Origin of the sequence: Chryseobacterium cupriresistens (genome assembly GCF_046614675.1) — a bacterium.
Classification (GTDB): Bacteria; Bacteroidota; Bacteroidia; order Flavobacteriales; family Weeksellaceae; genus Chryseobacterium; species Chryseobacterium cupriresistens.
Map to the genome: position 1 here is coordinate 162,739 of NZ_JBKKJT010000004.1, position 17,376 is coordinate 180,114.

16 protein-coding genes are annotated in these 17,376 nt (G+C 35.4%); 4 read left to right on the top strand and 12 right to left on the bottom strand.

The annotated features are described in order from the left end of the window. The first annotated feature begins 129 nt into the window (after positions 1-129). Positions 130-888 (top strand): CHM family subclass B1 metallo-beta-lactamase, encoded by a 759-nt coding sequence (gene blaCHM / locus ACLI50_RS13040; RefSeq protein ID WP_202838972.1) that lies wholly within the window; start codon positions 130-132, stop codon positions 886-888. A gap of 411 nt (positions 889-1,299) precedes the next feature. On the opposite strand, the gene porV is transcribed toward blaCHM, so the two are convergent. Continuing rightward, positions 1,300-2,463, bottom strand: coding sequence for a type IX secretion system outer membrane channel protein PorV (porV, locus tag ACLI50_RS13045; RefSeq protein WP_062674515.1), 1,164 nt, complete (start codon positions 2,461-2,463; stop codon positions 1,300-1,302). Positions 2,464-2,523: 60 nt separating this feature from the next. Further along, on the bottom strand, positions 2,524-6,426 hold the full coding sequence (gene porU / locus ACLI50_RS13050) for a type IX secretion system sortase PorU (protein WP_202838973.1): 3,903 nt from the start codon (positions 6,424-6,426) through the stop codon (positions 2,524-2,526). Positions 6,427-6,590: 164 nt separating this feature from the next. Between porU and gldJ the strand changes: the two genes are divergently transcribed. Then, a complete protein-coding gene (gene gldJ / locus ACLI50_RS13055; RefSeq protein ID WP_110011788.1) occupies positions 6,591-8,192 on the top strand; it encodes a gliding motility lipoprotein GldJ in 1,602 nt (533 codons plus the stop codon). Positions 8,193-8,344: 152 nt separating this feature from the next. Beyond that, complete coding sequence (locus tag ACLI50_RS13060) at positions 8,345-9,616, top strand: UDP-N-acetylmuramoyl-tripeptide--D-alanyl-D-alanine ligase (RefSeq protein WP_411413951.1); 1,272 nt, start codon at positions 8,345-8,347, stop codon at positions 9,614-9,616. Positions 9,617-9,781: 165 nt separating this feature from the next. On the opposite strand, the gene ACLI50_RS13065 is transcribed toward ACLI50_RS13060, so the two are convergent. Next, complete coding sequence (locus ACLI50_RS13065; protein WP_202838975.1) at positions 9,782-10,390, bottom strand: NUDIX hydrolase; 609 nt, start codon at positions 10,388-10,390, stop codon at positions 9,782-9,784. 36 nt (positions 10,391-10,426) lie between these two features. Here ACLI50_RS13065 and ACLI50_RS13070 point away from each other — a divergent pair, with 36 nt between their 5' ends. Next, positions 10,427-10,816 carry a hypothetical protein gene (locus ACLI50_RS13070; RefSeq protein WP_034699917.1) on the top strand — a complete coding sequence of 130 codons (390 nt, stop codon included), beginning with the start codon at positions 10,427-10,429 and terminating at the stop codon, positions 10,814-10,816. 329 nt (positions 10,817-11,145) lie between these two features. On the opposite strand, the gene ACLI50_RS13075 is transcribed toward ACLI50_RS13070, so the two are convergent. The 9 genes from ACLI50_RS13075 to ACLI50_RS13115 all read right to left on the bottom strand — a co-directional run bounded on the left by ACLI50_RS13075 (position 11,146) and on the right by ACLI50_RS13115 (position 17,363). Then, entirely contained in the window at positions 11,146-11,781 is a 636-nt protein-coding gene (locus ACLI50_RS13075; protein WP_120231899.1) for an immunity protein Imm33 domain-containing protein, read from the bottom strand. Between the two features lie 150 nt (positions 11,782-11,931). Further along, positions 11,932-12,315 carry a DUF2750 domain-containing protein gene (locus ACLI50_RS13080; RefSeq protein WP_120231898.1) on the bottom strand — a complete coding sequence of 128 codons (384 nt, stop codon included), beginning with the start codon at positions 12,313-12,315 and terminating at the stop codon, positions 11,932-11,934. A gap of 25 nt (positions 12,316-12,340) precedes the next feature. After that, on the bottom strand, positions 12,341-12,637 hold the full coding sequence (locus ACLI50_RS13085) for an NTF2 fold immunity protein (RefSeq protein WP_411413952.1): 297 nt from the start codon (positions 12,635-12,637) through the stop codon (positions 12,341-12,343). 447 nt (positions 12,638-13,084) lie between these two features. After that, a complete protein-coding gene (locus ACLI50_RS13090; RefSeq protein WP_343643660.1) occupies positions 13,085-13,816 on the bottom strand; it encodes a DUF4262 domain-containing protein in 732 nt (243 codons plus the stop codon). An 84-nt stretch (positions 13,817-13,900) separates the two neighbouring features. Next, entirely contained in the window at positions 13,901-14,443 is a 543-nt protein-coding gene (locus tag ACLI50_RS13095; RefSeq protein WP_343643661.1) for an Imm26 family immunity protein, read from the bottom strand. Between the two features lie 145 nt (positions 14,444-14,588). Continuing rightward, positions 14,589-15,125 carry a hypothetical protein gene (locus ACLI50_RS13100; protein WP_343643662.1) on the bottom strand — a complete coding sequence of 179 codons (537 nt, stop codon included), beginning with the start codon at positions 15,123-15,125 and terminating at the stop codon, positions 14,589-14,591. Between the two features lie 403 nt (positions 15,126-15,528). Further along, on the bottom strand, positions 15,529-15,945 hold the full coding sequence (locus ACLI50_RS13105) for a hypothetical protein (protein ID WP_110011791.1): 417 nt from the start codon (positions 15,943-15,945) through the stop codon (positions 15,529-15,531). 5 nt (positions 15,946-15,950) lie between these two features. After that, positions 15,951-16,853: an RHS repeat-associated core domain-containing protein gene (locus ACLI50_RS13110; protein ID WP_411414089.1), complete on the bottom strand. Its 903-nt coding sequence runs from the start codon at positions 16,851-16,853 to the stop codon at positions 15,951-15,953. 90 nt (positions 16,854-16,943) lie between these two features. Next, positions 16,944-17,363, bottom strand: a complete 420-nt coding sequence (locus ACLI50_RS13115) for a hypothetical protein (RefSeq protein WP_411413953.1) — start codon at positions 17,361-17,363, stop codon at positions 16,944-16,946. Positions 17,364-17,376: the final 13 nt, after the last annotated feature.

Here is a 17,376-nt window from a genome sequence, read left to right on the forward strand (position 1 = left end):
AAATAAATTGACAGATGAAACATATGAATGAGTCGCCACTTACAATTCGTCATTTTTTAACACAACAGCTAACAAATCCTGTTCCACGAATTCCTATCTTAGCTTATCTCAAGCGTAAATTATCATTTTATGAATTTCATCAGTAAAAATATAGTGGCCATTTTGTTTCCTTTGATCATGTTAAGCTGTAGCTCACAGAGCAAAAACAGTTTTAAAGCAAAGAAAATATATGAATCAAAAACCCTGATCATTACTCAGATTTCAGAGAATTCTTTTATTCATACCTCCTTTAAACAGACCAATGATTTCGGGAATGTACCCTGTAATGGATTGATTGTAAAAGATCATCACGAAACCGTTGTTTTTGATACACCTACCAATGATAAAAGTTCAGAAGAGCTGATACAATGGATTAATGAAAAGCTTGATTCGAAAATTAAGGCCATTATTCCAACCCATTTTCATGATGATAGCTTAGGAGGATTAATGGCTTTCCATAAAAAGAATATTCCCTCTTATGCATATGCTAAAACCATCGAATTAGCAAAAGAAAATAATTTTGTTATTCCTGAAAACAGTTTTAATGATTCTGTTATTTTAAAAGTCGGGGATAAAGATGTCATTGCAAAATTTTTCGGTGAAGGGCATACAAAAGACAATGCTGTGGGATATTTTCCAGGCGAGAATATTTTATTTGGAGGCTGTTTATTAAAAGAGCTGGAGGCGGGGAAAGGGTATCTGGGAGATGCCAATCTTTCTGCCTGGTCCAATACCGTTGAAAAAGTAAAAAAAGAATATCCGGATGTGAAAATTGTTGTTCCCGGACATGGCGACTACGGTGATGGAAAACTTCTTGACTATACGATTACATTATTTAAAGGTCAATAGTGAATTTTTGCTTCGCAAAGTGAATAGTGAATGTTTGCAGCATAAAAAAATTGACAAGCGAAGCGGATTGACGATTGACTATTCACGAATCAAAAGTGAATGGTGAATGATTGCAGCATAAAAAAATTGACAAGCGAAACGGATTGACGATTGACTATTCACGAATCAAAAGTGAATTTTTGCTTCGCAAAGTGAATGGTGAATGCTTGCAGCATAAAAAAATTGACAAGCGAAACGGATTGACGATTGACTATTCACGAATCAAAAGTGAATTTTTACTTTGCAAAGTGAATGGTGAATGATTGCAGCATAAAAAAATTGACAAGCGAAGCGAATTCACCATTGACAATTGACATAAAAAAAGCCTCCATACAAAAATGTATGAGGCTTTTTATATCGCTTTTTCTTTTATTAACGATCGTTGTTGGATGTTTCTTCTCCAATGTTCCAGGTTAGACCGAAACGAAGCGTGTTATCCAAAGCACTGTTGATCTTAGACATATTGATCAGGTAAGAAAGATCAAGTCCGAAAGAACGGTATCTTAGCCCAACCCCTGCTGTTGCAAACTGTCTTGCTCCCTGCTCTTCACTTTCATGGAAGTAACCTCCTCTTACAGAAAATGCATTGTCATAAGAATATTCCAGAGCACCACTGTACATGATACTGTTTTTATTTTTGAAAGATTTTCCGATACCAGCCATTGGTCCTACATTCGGGATCTGGTAGATAGGCTGTCTTGTATTCGGGTCTATTCCTGCATACTCAGATCCAGGAACTAATAGTTTTGAACCTTCCACAGAAATTCCAACTCTGTTCATATCATCCAGGTACATATCGTATCCAACCCCTAATCTTGCCATAGTAGGAAGATAAGATCTTGATTCTTCATTCCCTGTATAATCCAGTTTTGGACCTAAGTTCTGAATAGCTAAACCTGCATTGATTTTACCATCATATCCGCCAATACTGGAGAATCTTGGAGAGGTATAGTATCCTGAAACGTCTACTGCAAAACTGTTCGCAGCCTTAAGTGTTGTATCTGTGTTGAATCCTCCGGCTAAGTCTGAACGGATAAATCTACCGGTAACAGCTCCGGAGAATGAATCAGAAAGTTTCAAAGCGTAGGCAACGTCAATGGAGAATTCGTTTGGTTTTGATGTACCCATTGAAGCAATTTCTGTACCCACCAATTGAGTCAGGTCTACCTGTCCCATATTGAAATAATAGATACTCGCGGAGATTGTAGATCTTTCTTCCTGTCCTAAAAACTTATGGAACGAAGCATATAATAAGAATACATCATTGGTAAGTTTTCCCATGTAAGGCGTATAGTTAAGACCTACGGAAGAACTTGTCCTGCTGAAAGGGTATTTAGCCGCATTCCAGAATTGTGAAAATGCATCCGGAGAGGTTACCACCCCCTGATCTCCCATACCTCCCGATCTTGCATCAGGTGCAATTCTTAAGAAAGGAGCTCCGGTAAGAACTGGGTTTACTTTACCTAAATCTTGCGAATAGCCTAAAAAACCAGCACTCAAACCAAATCCTAATAGCAGTTTAGTAGTTAAATTCATATGTTGTCTTTTATATATTATCAGTTTTTTATTAATATTATTGTCTATTGTTCTGTTTTATTATTTCAAAAGTACCATTTTTTCTACAGCTGTAGCACTTCCTTTGCATTTTTCTTGATTTTGACTTTTTGCAAATATCTTAAAAATATACGTACCTTTTGCTACAGTAGCTCCAAAATCATCTCTTCCGTCCCATTCTATGGCCTGACGAGGGGTTCTGAAGCCCTGTAGGAACGGTTCTGCAACCACCGGCTGCGACAAAGTTCTTACCAATCTTCCTGTTATTGTATAAATTTGTACGTTCACATCCAGAATATCATCACAATTGTGTTCAAACTGAATATAGGTTTTGTTGGTAAATGGATTTGGCCAGTTCAGCGGACGGTTTATTGTCAGATGCTGGTCAGACTCATCTTTAACTTCAAAATTTAACGTAGCAGTTGTAGAATTATTGTTTATATCCCAAACTTTAAATGTTAATTGATGCTGTCCTATTGCAAGATTTCTGAAAGGGTAGGTTACATTTCCTTTCTGGTATTCAGCAAGACTAGGATTTAAACATCCGTTTCCTTCTCCCGGAGCATAAAAATCATTTAAAACAACAGTATTGATAATCTGCCCGTCAAGATATACTGTAATATCATGCCCTACACCGGATCCTGTTGAATTGATTCCTGTATCATCGGTAAGACAGGCAAGAAGCATTGGATTCTGATTGGTAATTCCACCATCTGCAAAGTTGGTGTTGTTCATATACAGTTTTACTTTTGGAGGCTGATTATCATTGATTCCGTTTGGATTAATATCGCCTACCTGTACTGCCTGATTGTTGAAAACATCCGTTGACTTATTATCTGCATAGGCTAGTATTCTTCCCTGGCCTACAGCATAGTTAATGTCTTTAGGTACATAGAATTCAGCAGTGAAAACCCCATTTACAGCAGTTCCTGCAGATTTTACAATAGCACTTCCTTCCTCAGTATACTCTAAAACCGGAGATAAAACGCCACTGTTATTTAATGTTTTTTTATTTAATCTCTTATCAAAAATATTGATGCTGACCTTTCCGTTGAAGGTATTGTTCAGTGTTCCGTTTGGATTATTGATGTGTCCTTTGATTTTTACAAAATCCAGCCCTCTGATCAGTCCCGGAACAGGTGTTTCAATATTATCAATAACCAGGAGTCTTTGTGGTCTGCTTAATTTCATGGCAGGATCACCCAGTAAGTTTACTTTTAAGTGGTTACTGTTTGGTCCTTTTTGTTTTTTGGCAATTAAGTGGGCATTCCCCAGCGTATTAAAGTCGTCATTGGTTAACTTAAAAATATTCTGAGTAAAGGTATTGGTAAAATCACGTCCATAATCAACCCCGATAGCACGGCTGGAAGTAATCATGGTAGAAACACCTCCCTGTTTCATCTTAATAAACTGTTCTCCTACAGAGTTGGTTGAAGGTTCGTCCCATAATGTAAACTCACAGGTAATGGTAGATACAAACGGGAATCTGCTGTATACATTAGAGAAATTGTTGGCATTCTGAACTTCTGTGCTGGTAAGTACTCTTTCCTGTGCCCAGCCATTGATTCCTCCGTGTCCGAAATAAAACAGATATAAGCTGTTTCCGATAGCATTGGAAATGGCCTGGTTTACCTGCGGATATCTTCGTCCCCCGGAAGTACTCTGGGCGGTAAAGGCATCCATGTATAATTTTTTAACATTATACTCTTTAAGTTCCTGCTGGCCAGGCTGTTCAAATATGCCGGCAAGGGAGTTGTTCATGACATTGTGGAAAGGGCTTCCCCCTTCGTTGTTATCATCCACTACAAAGTCAAGTCGCATACGCCAGTCTCCAAACGGGCTCGACTGTCCCTGAAGGGAATTATAGTAAGCCAGTGTTTTATTGATCATATCTCCGGCTTCACTGGCATTGGCTGCCGGAATTCTGCCAACCGGAAGATCCGGAAGGTTGTTTTCAATTAATAATGTATTCTGCGGCTTGGTCATTACGATATAGTCATCCGTCACAAAAGAGGATACATAATCGGAAGACTGCTCACTCTGATAGCTGGCAACAACGTTTGAATTATTCGGAACCCTGTTTTTATAATCGTATGAAGCATCCCCAAGGATAAATACATATTGAAGTCTTCCCAGTGGAGTATTGAGTTTACTTACGAAATCTCTTATCGCGGTAAGATCTTTACTTCCGCTGCCATATTCCTCGTAGATTTTATTGATGTCAACAATTTCTACCTTATAGTTATTCTTGGTTTGATGGTAGTTGGCAATTCTCTGAGCCTGGCCCATCATTTCAGGAACGGTAAGGATCAGATAATCTACGTTTTGTATTGCGGAAAGATTCTGATTCGAGATTCTTCCCACAAACTGCGGACTGAAAGCCGCATCAGCACGGAAAGCTACAAACTCATTGTTGAAATTCTGATCAGCAGCTGTGTACGCAAAGCTGAAAGAACCGGCTCCTGCCTTATTCACTCTTCTATTGGCGTTTGTAATATCCGTTACATCCCATACCTGTTCTATAGCAGCAGCATTACTGATACTGAAACCATAGTCTGTATTGCTTCCACTTACAATTGAGTAATCCCTGAAGTTCATTTGTGAACCATTGAATGCAAGGTTTTCCTTATACTGAACCTCTACATAATCAAAATAGAAAGTTCCATTCGGATTCTTGGAGATATCAGGATTATAAACCAGTGTAAACTGATTTCCGGTAAGATTGGTTAATGTTCCAGTATAAGTTACCGGATAGAAAGTATACTGATACGAAGAGGTGTCTGTAGGAATTACCTGCAGCGGGTGCGGATTTAAATTGTTGATTTTAAAATCTATCGTATTCTGCTGGGAATTGTACGCTACCACCTGGGTTCTGTATCGTATTACATCATTCGCCTGTATCGGGGAATTGGTAGTAAATGTTACTGTTTTTTCATTGGTGAAAGGAATATCTTCTACCCATGTTCTTCCTACTTTTAACAGGTTTTTCTGATCTTTGTTGATCACCTGGTAACTGTCATACCTTGTAATCAGCTGGGCTGGAAGGTTTCCGTCTACAGTCGCAACCCTTTTTCCCGCACCTTTATCAAAGTTGATATAATAATAGGAGAAATCCTCATAGATGTTTTTGACATTATTGCTTCTTTCACTGAACCGGGTATCGTGTCTTTTAAAGCCGTTCCCGTTGGAAGTATCATAAAGGTTGTATCCGTCGGGACCCTGTGCATAGAAAAGAGCGTAGTCATTGTCATTCCATACCCCGTCATCTTCACCTACCACCTGAATGGCATTTTCCTGTAAAGCACCGTATCTTGGATCCTGGTTGTATTCGGGAAGCATGATTCCCCCGTTTCCATAAATTCTGAAATTTTTAGGATTTACAGAACCCGGATTGATTCCGTTGTCTTTTAAAAACTGCGAAGTGATTTTGAATACTCCGGACTTGTCTACCTTTATTTTATAAAAATTTCCACTTGATAAAGGATTGCCGGTGGTTCCTATTTTATTAACAGTTCCTGTTGTATTGATAAAAGAAGAAGCTTCCGAAACATTAAACGAAGATAATCTCTGAACACGGCCTTTTACATTTTTAAATAAAGCAATACTAATGCTGGCATAGCTTTCACCATCTAAAGTATAATAGGAAACATCTGCTACATCATAATCAGGAAGTCTGCCCTTATCCAGCTCAAACAAATCCTGATTTGAAACGCTTTCCCAGACAAGGTCTGAGATTTTTAATTGCTTTTCTCCGATTTTTTGCTTGCTTACGATAAAAACATTATTTTGGCTGTAAGAAAAACCTTCATTTTTAAAATTAGGAAGATTTAATTTTGTGTCACCAAAATCCTGGATTTTAGAACCATTCCATTCTATGGTGTTTCTTTGAGCGTAAAGTGTTGATGCAAAAGCGATTAAAGATAAAATCGTAATTTTTCGTTTCATGTTTACTATTGAAATTGCTAAATTACAAAATAAATGAAAATTTTAGAATTAAATTGTGATACAATAAAATTAATTTGTTAACGTTTTTCAAAAAAATCAAATGTTTACTTGATTTATTGAATAATTTATTTTTTCTTTGTACTTTGAAAATATTTATATCGACTATGAAAAAACTAAAGTTGTTTTCATTAATAGCATTAAGTTCTACACTTGCATTAACCAGCTGTGGCGGATCAGGAACCAGCAAAGGTGGCGGTACCAAAAAATTTGTCAGCAAAACAGGTTGGAAACCAAACGAAAAACAGGGTTGGTTTTTTGCAGGAAAGCAACAGAAGCAGAAGGGTTGGCCTGGGATGGTATATGTAGAAGGTGGAACTTTTACAATGGGATTAGTGAAAGATGATGTTATGCACGATTGGAATAACACACCTCGCAGAATGCAGGTAAGTTCATTCTTTATCGGAGAAACTGAAATTACTAACTACGAATACCGCGAATACCTTACATGGTTGAAGTATGTATTCCCACCAAGTGACCCGAGTTTTAAGGAGATCTATAACGGTGCTTTGCCGGATACCTTATTATGGGACAACAAATTAGCAAGAAACGATTATAACGAAACGTATCTGCGTTCTCCGGAATTTGATTACTATCCGGTAGTAGGAGTTTCCTGGACTCAGGCAAACAGATACTGTGAATGGCTGTCTGACAGAGCCAATGAAAAAGCTTTGATGCAGGCTGGTATTATTGCCAAAGATTTGTATATCAACGAATCCAACAACCAGGGAGGAACTGCTTTCAATATGGATAAATTCAAATCGAATGATCCTGAAATGCAGGGATATATCAATGAGAAAAGAATGCAGCAGAAAACTGGTATGAAAACGACAAACCAGAGATTGCTTGCAGCTAACAGAGCTCCGAATTCTGCAATGGTACAGAAGTTTAGACTTCCTACTGAAGTAGAATGGGAATATGCAGCTCTGGGTATGGCTAAAAACAGAGAATATAACCAATATCTGGGTAAAAAACCTCAAATTGAAAGATTAAGAGGTTCCAAAGGAAGAGACAGAGGAATGTTCCTTGAAAACTTCAAAATGGGTAGAGGTGATTATTCTGGTATCGCAGGTTGGAAAAACGACGGATCAGCTCAGACTTCTGACGTAAGACAATATCCATCTAACGATTTAGGAATCTACGGTATGTACGGAAACGTTTCTGAATGGACGGCTGACGTTTACAGACCTATCATCGATGAAGATTACAACGATTTCAACTACTACAGAGGAAACATGCCTCAGGCGATCGTAAGAAACGGTGACGGAACTTATAAAATGATCGACGAAGGTACCATCAAGTATGATACGTTAGCGGATGGAAGATTAGTTTACAGAGGACTTCCTGGACAATTCGAAAGACAAACTATTGCTGACTACAGAAACTACAGAGATGGTGACAGACAGTCTTCTTTAGAATATTACAGAGCTTCTGATTCTGCTGCCGGATTCGATATGTACAACGCTCCTAAAACAAGCTTCGTTGTAGATGGAAGCGGTAGAGTGAAACTACAAAAAGATACCAAAGACAGAACTTCTGCAATCTCTAACGAGGTTAGAGTAGTAAAAGGAGGTTCATGGCAGGATACAGCATACTGGCTGGATCCGGGACAAAGAAGATATAAAAATCAAAACAGAGCTTATGGTTGGGTAGGTTTCCGTGTTGCACAGGATGCTAAAGCCAGCGATAAGAGTAGAACTAGAAGATAATATTTATCAAAAAATACTTACAAAAAACCTTCCGGACTTTCGGAAGGTTTTTTTATTTTTGAACCATGAAACCGCTTGGGCTGAAAAGCCTGAAATACTCGTGTAGATTTGGCGGTTGCATGTCAATTCTTAAAAAAAATATATATTTCCACATGAATATAGAACAGTTTTATCCTTTATTTCTGCAGGCGGCAAAAGTAACCATTGACAGCAGAAAAATAGCAGAGAATGATATTTTCTTTGCCTTTTCCGGTGAGAATTTCAATGCAGCTACGCTGGCAGAAAAAGCCATTGATGACGGAGCTCTGGCAGTGATTGTTGAACTTCCGGAATTTGAAAACAGAGATAAAAACATTTTCTATGTTCCGTCTACGCTGGAATTTTTACAGCAATTGGCAATCTATCACAGAAGCCTGCTTCATATTCCTTTTATCGGGCTTACGGGAAGTAATGGAAAGACGACTACAAAAGAGCTTATCCATGCTGTTCTTTCGGAAAAATTTAACGTTCAGTATACATCGGGAAATCTGAACAACCATATCGGAGTTCCGTTGACAATCCTTTCCATTAAGCCGGAACATGAAATGGCTGTGATTGAAATGGGAGCGAATCATCAAAAGGAAATTGAATTCCTGTGTACCATTTCACAACCTGATTTGGGGTATATTACCAACTTTGGGAAAGCTCATCTGGAAGGCTTCGGAGGTTTTGAGGGAGTAATCAAAGGAAAGTCTGAGCTGTATGATTATCTTAAAAATAACAACAGAACAATTGTTGTGAATGAAAACGATCCGATCCAGGCTGAAAAGACTGAAAACTATTCACCTAAAATTACTTTTGGAAAAGAAACATCGGATTACAATTTTGAATCTTTTTCCGCTGAACATTTTGTAGGATTGACCTATCAGGGCGTAAAAGCCGTTTCAAAACTGACAGGAGAGTATAACTTTACCAATCTCTGTGCTGCTGCCAGTCTTGGCCTTCATTTCGGAATCAGCTTTGAAAAAATTAAGCATGCTCTGGAGCTGTATACCCCCACCAATATGAGATCTCAGGTGGTGAAAAAAGAGGGCAGGACTTTGGTGCTTGATACTTACAATGCCAATCCAAGCTCTATGACCGCTTCTTTAAATAACTTTATCAGTTTTGAAGGCAGCAAAACCATTATCATCGGAGATATGCTGGAATTGGGTGATGAAAGTGAGAAAGAGCATCAGAACATCTTAAAACTGGCTCAGGATCTTCATTTCGATGAGATCATTACTGTCGGAAAACATTTTAAAGCGGTTAATGATTCAGAGTTTGCTTTTGAAAATACGGCCGAATTAACAGAATACCTGAAACAGAATAGCATTCAGTCTGACAATATATTGTTGAAAGGTTCCAGAGGAATTGCTCTGGAGAAAGTGATCGACTTTATTTAAAGTAAGGAAGCTGGGCGCTGGGGGAGGAGTGTTCATGAAGGAAATTGAAGACCGTTCTCTTATTTCTTCAGCTTTATAAAATTTCATTGATCAATAAACACTTAAAGAAGTAATTGGCCGGATCGTAACTTCCGGCTTCATTCTTCCAGCTTCCAGCCTTCTTACTTATTTCTTCGAATCCCAGAATTCTTTTACGATTAGTTTGATATTTTTAAAAGTACTCGGGAACACTTCATTTTCAATTTCTGAGGTCGTTTTCCAGGCTACTTCGGTAATACCTTCTTCTATCTGCGGTTTGGAAGTATCTTCGCCGTCAAAGTTCATTTCAAACCAATGGGTGCATTTTAAGATTTTCTCCCCGTTTCTTTCTACATAGATATGATAAGTCGTGTTGATGAATTGTACAAGCTCAACATCACTCAACCCTGTTTCTTCCTCTATTTCCCGTACGGCAGACTCTTCTCTGGATTCTCCTTTTTCCATTTTACCCTTTGGAAGATCCCATTTGCCTAATCTTCTGATGAAAAGAATCTTACCTTCAGGATTATTAACAAGACCTCCTGCAGCCTCTATAATTCTGAAAAGCTTTTGAAACTCCTGCCAGATTTCATCCAAATTCTCTCCATACACATTAAGTTCCTGCACAGAAGTATTCTCCAGAAGATCCAGGGCGATCTCTAAAGTGGTATAATTTTCGTACCCAAGCTTTTTTTCAAGTTCTTCAGGATGCTTAGATAGTAATAATTTTTTTTCGTTGACAAAAACTTTATACATTTGTAATAGTTAAGAATTTAAATACAAAAATAAAAAATGAATTTAGAAGGACGAAAGATTATTGTCAATAAATCATCTAAAGAACTTACAGAGTTGCTGAAATCACCTGAAAATTATAAAGATTTTATGCCGGACGGTCTTCAGAAATTTGAAACAAGAGATAACGGATTTAAATTTGGATTACAGGGAATGCCTGAAATCGCTTTAAAAATAGATGAAGTGGATGATCAGAAAGCTGTTTTAAGATCTGCAAGTTCAAGTCTGGACTTCTCATTAACAGCGACATTGAACCCAATCAGTGAAAACCAGACTGAAGTTCAGATGTTATTTGAAGGGAAATTCAATCCATTCATCAAAATGATGGTAGAAAAGCCTCTACAGAACTTTATCAATACACTTACGGATAAAATCGAAGCTTATAAATAATAAAAACCTTCATTTTTGAAGGTTTTTTTATTTTACAGGAAAGTTGGCGAAAATAAAACAGATAACCAATAAATTACCTGTTTTTTAAATTATTAACCTATCTCTGTCAATAATAACGGCTTCGACAGGCTCAGCCAGACAACGCTTAAAAATTACGGATGGTTTGCGACCTGTCACCATGAGCCTGTCGAAGAGTTCCCAATAAGAATGCCGTTATTAATCACTAATCTTGAGTATTAATTAAAAGGATTAGTCAATTATTTTATTATAATTTTCTTTGTCAATGTCCTTTAATAATGGAAAATAACCTTTTGAAACATGCTTGAGCATTACTCTTCCTCATCCCTACATATTTCAACATTTCCGTTTTTCATAATAAATCTGTATCCGAAAGGTATTGCCAGATATTGTAAAATATCAGGTCGGGCAAAAGCAACATGATAAAAGTGAACCATCTTCAATGATTTAATATCATCATTATAGTCGTCTGTAATAAGATACCAGCCACTTTCGCCTTGAGGCGAATCATATCTGATTCCTTCAATATCTTTTCCTTCATAAACACCATCTGATATAACCACTGACTGATTGAAGTTTGGAAATAGAGGAATAAGATCATATTGTAAACACATTTCACTTTGCTGTCTAACAACTGAAATTGCCGTGTCACAACCTTTATTAAAACCGCTACCATCAGCGTTTGCTTCATATAGATCATAGCAGTTATCTTCATCCAGCCTGAATTGTAAAAGCCATGAATAATAGCCAATATTTTGGTTTTCAGAAATAATTGGCTTACTATCGACAATATAATCTATAATATACTTAATAACCTCTATATAGTTTTCAGGTTGATTAGTACCAATGGCAAATCTAATTTCTTTAGATATATAAGAATCTAATTCTTTTGTTTCCACATAAAGATTATCTAGCACATTTATTTGAATTCCTTTGTATTTTATCATCTATTCTCTATTTCCCATATTTCAATTTCTTTTTTAAGATAAGCCACATAATTTGTGGCTTATCTTTTAAACTTTAGAATATTTAATTAGGTGCCTTATGGCATTGCTCGACCTTAAAATCCTATTGAACCGTATTATTTAAGTTTATGATTATCCATAGTTTTTCAGCTCATCGCTTAAATCTTTAGAAAATTCTGTCAAATCAACAACAAATCCCGTTTTATCAAAAATTGGAAAGACATTAATTAAACAACCATGATCAGCAATAAAATCAATAATTTCATCCTCCAGATCATCCAAGTCTAGCTTTTTGACTTCACAATTTTCCCACCCATTAACCTTACAAAGTTCTGCATATTCCTGCGCGCTCCATAATGGGAATAGTTCTTCGTCGTCAATTTTTGACACTACGTAATCTCCATTAGTATCAATGAGAGTGTAAAAAATCTCAGAATCAGCTACTTGCTTTATAAAGTATTTATATCTTTCTGTCGGCTCTAAAGCGATAACACTTTCAATCTCTTTTTGATTCATTTTAATTCTTTTATTTAATTACTTCTTATTTTCCATGTGTAAAACTGATTACCTTTTTGGTTTTTACATTTACTTCCGCATAAGCTACGCCTCCCAGTTTGTTTTTAGGTAGAGTTCCTTGAACACTCCAAATACTGTCATTTTTTTCTGCAACAAATGGTTTTTGTTTATTTATTGCTGAGTTACCATAAATTTGCTTCCATTTCCTTTCAGCTATGGAAATGGCAATTTCTTTATCTGTTAGAGTCTTTTCTCCTTTATATGTATTACTCTTTTTACAACTTGTTACTGAAATTAATACTATAAGAATACAATATTTCATTGAATAATTTATTTAACAAAAGATAGGAAAAAACCACTGTAGTTGAACAATGGTTTATGTAATAAGTTCTTTTGACAAATTAAGTATAGCCCAAGGGATACCAAATACCTCTAAAATTGGGAGACAGAATATTTGATAATATAAGCTTGTCAAATCCCTTGCTACCGCAAAAATCCTTTGTAATTTAATTTAAAACTATAGATCAGAGCACCAGATTGAATTCCTAAAAACTTTTGTTTTTAATGATCTTATATTTTAAAAAGAAGCTCTTTATTATTCTAAATTCATATATCAACATCACAAATAATAAATACTGAATTAGTAGGATAAGTTCCACACGAAGGGATTCGTGCGGGAGCGAGGCTCAGATTATAAAATCCAAGACCTTACTTTTTAACTTACACACTTTGTGGGATAGTGTCTCAAAATATTTAAACGTTAAAGTGCCTAGTCCCAACTATTCCATTCTGAATTCTCATCCTCTCTCCATATTCCTTTCTCAATACCTAGCTTTAGAATAGGCTCTAAAGAATTATCAATTCCAAGTAAAGTTGCAATGGGAACTACTCTTAAATTATTTTTATCAACATCTTCTCCATTTTGAGTAAACCCTTCCCACTCATTTTCTTCCCATCTTGTTACCTCTGTTATTTTTTCACCAAACAAAACTTGTACTTCAGTTACAACTTGTGAATCTCGAGGTACTTCAAATTTCCATTCAATTCTATCATCAAGCCACTTCCAGATAATATTATCTGCATTCCACTCAATTGACATGTCTGGAATATCCAATGTATAATGCTTATTATCAGGTAAAATTTGATATGCCTTAAAACTTTCAATTTTATAATAGTCATAAACTCCAAGCATCATAAACTCATTCCATGATTTGTGGACTTCCCTGAATCTAAATGTTCCAAACCCCTCTATTTCTACAGAAATTTCCTCAGGATTTATATTTTTGGTGAGTTTAGGAACAATTGAATTAAAAATCTTTAAAAGATCTTTATACAGATAGTTTTCATTTCCTGCTAATATTAATTCAAATTGTAGTTTTTCTAAATTCCCGATTGTATAAGCAAATCTAGGATTTTCGCTGGTTTGCACTACAGTAATATGAAAGTTATCTTTTTCAATGTTATTTTTAATTCTTTGGAAAAATTCCTCTTTATTATTCATTTATATATTTTATTGATTGGGTTAATAAAATTTAGGGTATTGTTTCCAACACCCTAATGTAAAATTAGTAATTTCAAAAAAATACTAATTATTTAATATCTCTTCAGCAATTTTTACAGACTCCAAGGTTTTATCATACAAAATTTTATCATAATCCTCTGGAATCCACTCTTGCAAACCAAAATGAGCTTTTAATGCATTTTGAAATCGAATTGGGCCGACTTCATTTTGATATGAAAGACTATCAAATGTATCTTTATCAATATTTGCCAGAAAATTTCCCTTGTGGTCAACCAGCCTTGCTCCGTCAGGATATTCATCATTTGGCAATCCTAATTTATAACATGGAAACTTGACTGATGATAAATTAGACAACGTATTTCCTATTATCTCCCAATGCTTATGATACAGCTTTGCATCAACAGTATATCCTAAGAAAAGTATTTTTAAATCTTGTAACCCATTTAAGTCAACTTCTTCTTTTATATTATACTTTTTGTCGAAAACGATCATTATAAAATTATGCTTGTGGTTTGGCATATAAACAATTTGTCCTATTCCAAATTCATCATTCTCAATGGGAATTGTAAAAACATCACCCACGTTTAATTTAAATCTTTTAGCCATCCTATGAATGTTTTGGTACTTTTGGTTGTTTAATTTGATTTCTTTTATTTTCTAATCCTCCGTTAGGATTAGATTTATTAGTTGGTCCTCCTCCTTCGTCTATATGTTTTTGTTCTTTCTTATCAAGATCCTTACCCGGTTTTCCTCAATCTATAATATTGAAATCATAATCTGCATCGGGGTTTTTTCTTTGATGCTCTTTTTTTCTTTTTTCATATCTACCCTCATTTTTTGCCTGTCCCACGTAATCTTTTTCCTCTCCATTTTTATCTTTTCTTTTATAGATAATACCTTCTTCTCCTGAATTTGTATCACTTCCTTTATTTTCGGCTTTGCTATCTCCTTTTTGATTAGAATCGTTATTAAGTACACGGTTAGCGATTACTAAGCCGGTACTACCTACTGCTACAAGAACATTAATTTGGGTACCTAATCCCCGCATTAAACCATTGTAATTATTAATGGCATTGCTCTTCATCTGCTCATACACTGCTGATCCAGCTCCCGCTTTTGCAGCATATGGAGGAGGAGGGGCTACTGCACCAGGTGCATAAATTGGTAATGGTACAAACTCAAGACCTTCCAATTCTCTACCATCAACAACTCTGTTTTCCGAGAAATTATAATGCGACTGATAAGCATATTTTTCACTTAATGGGTCAACATTGAAGAACCTTCCCATTGCAGCATCATAGTTTCTCCATCGGTAAAAGCTCCACTTAGTATCAATCTGGTTTTCCTGCCCCTGAGAAGAGTATCTATAGGCTGGAGATACTGTACCATTAATATTTAAATCCCCTCCAAATTCAAGCCCGAAAGGATAGTAATGGTTGGTCCTGTCAATTTTCAGGCTTCCGGAAGCATCTTTGTAATACGCCAGTCTGATGTTTCCTACCTGATCTGTGTAGTTGTAAATGTCGGTTTTTCAAAAAAGAATAAAGCAGACAGCCAATGAGACTGTCTGTTCTAATCACTATTTTTAAATAGTATTGCTATTTTTACTTATAAGAAAACAATGTGAAACATAGTCACTTTTCATCTAATGATAAAGGGATAAACTTCATGAAATATAACTTAGCCAATTATTAATAATATGTTCTTGGTGTATTAGACAAAGTTAAATTGAGGCTATCACTCTTTTTTTTAATATAAAGATACTTATGATTCTCCATATCTTTTTTTTCCAAAATAATTTTTTGAGGTCCTATGTTAATTTGTAATTTTTCACAAGTTGATTTCTGCGAATAGTAATCTGCTAAATTTATAGTATTATCAGTTGTTATATTTTTACTAAAGATCTCTTTAGAATCACATTTCATAGAAACCTTTTCGTTATCAAAATAATCTTCAAAAAAAATATTAAGAAAATTTCCCTTTATGTCCAGTTTTTTTTGCAATTCTGTCAAGTTGGGATTTATATTTTCCTGATTTACTGTGTAATTATATCTTTGTTGACATTGGCAAAAAAAGGATATAATTAAAAATAAAATAATTTTTTTCATAGGTATTATGGATTAAAAGGTGATACAAATTGATTATTTTCTACTTCCACTTTAGTCGTTACAGGAACATACTTTTTAATTTCGCTTAGTTGTTCCTTTGTTATAGTTTCACCACTTGTTTCAGAATTCATCAGATTATCAAATTTCACACTTTGCTTTACTGTTGAAGGATTTGATGGATCTGTCTCATGTTTTAACCCAACGGTATGACCTAACTCATGACTAGTAACTTCTCCTGAGCTACTTCCTAAGATAGATTTAATTTGAATCCTGTTTGATTGAGAATTACCCATAATATTCACTTTTCTTACAACAAAAGGACTACTTCCACCTTCTATTTTGTCAACAAAATCTATATAATAATCGCCTTTTTCAACTTTGTCAACAAAACTAATATTATTTACTTTTGTATTTGTATAAATACCTTCATTATCTGTCCCTGAATATACTTTTTCAACTGTTCTAACGATTTCTGCTGTTCTTATTTTCACATCTTCTGCAGTCATAATTTTACTGCTATTAAGAACTTTAAAGTCTATATTATATTGTATTTGCTGACTTCCGTCTAAATTTTTATAGTGTACTCCAGCCCATTCGAGCCCTTCTAATTCCTTACCATCAACAACCCTGTTTTCAGAGAAATTATAATGCGACTGATAAGCATATTTTTCACTTAATGGGTCAACATTGAAGAACCTTCCCATCGCAGCGTCATAGTTCCTCCATCTGTAAGAGCTCCATCCTGTTTCCTGTTGTTTTTCCTGTCCTTGGGAAGAATACTTGTAATTGGGAGTAATAGAATTTGCAGTGCTCAGATCTCCGCCAAACTCTAACCCGAAAGGATAATAGTTCGTTGTTCTGTCTATTTTCAGATTTCCGGAAGCATCTTTATAATACGCCAGTCTGATGTTCCCTACCTGATAAAGAAATTTCGTTTTAAAATTTAGGGTATTAAAAAATAATACCCTAAATAATCAACATATTTATAAATTTATCTCTTATTGAGTTTTACAAACTTCAGAAGCAAAAACCTCCCCCTCAAATTGGGTTTCAATAATAGCGCATTTTCCTTCGATCTTTTTGATTGTGCAAAGATACCCACCATGAGAGTTAATATACTTATCAGTTTCGTCATGTTGACTTTTGGCAAGATCTAATAATAATATATATTGACAGTCGCTCTTCCATAATATTTTGTAGTATCTATCCTTCTGCATCTTTTTATTTGTAGATAGATCAAAAACCTCTTCTTTTTGAAGATCTTTGGATTTTTCTATAAGATACCTTTTATTAGTCTTCTTATTTATTAGCACAAATTTTCCATTTTTAAAATCCCTGCAAGATAGTGCTCCGGAAACAAATTCTTCAGAACTGCCTTGTAATGACAGAACAATGTGGAATAATATTAAAAACTTCATATTATTTTTAAAA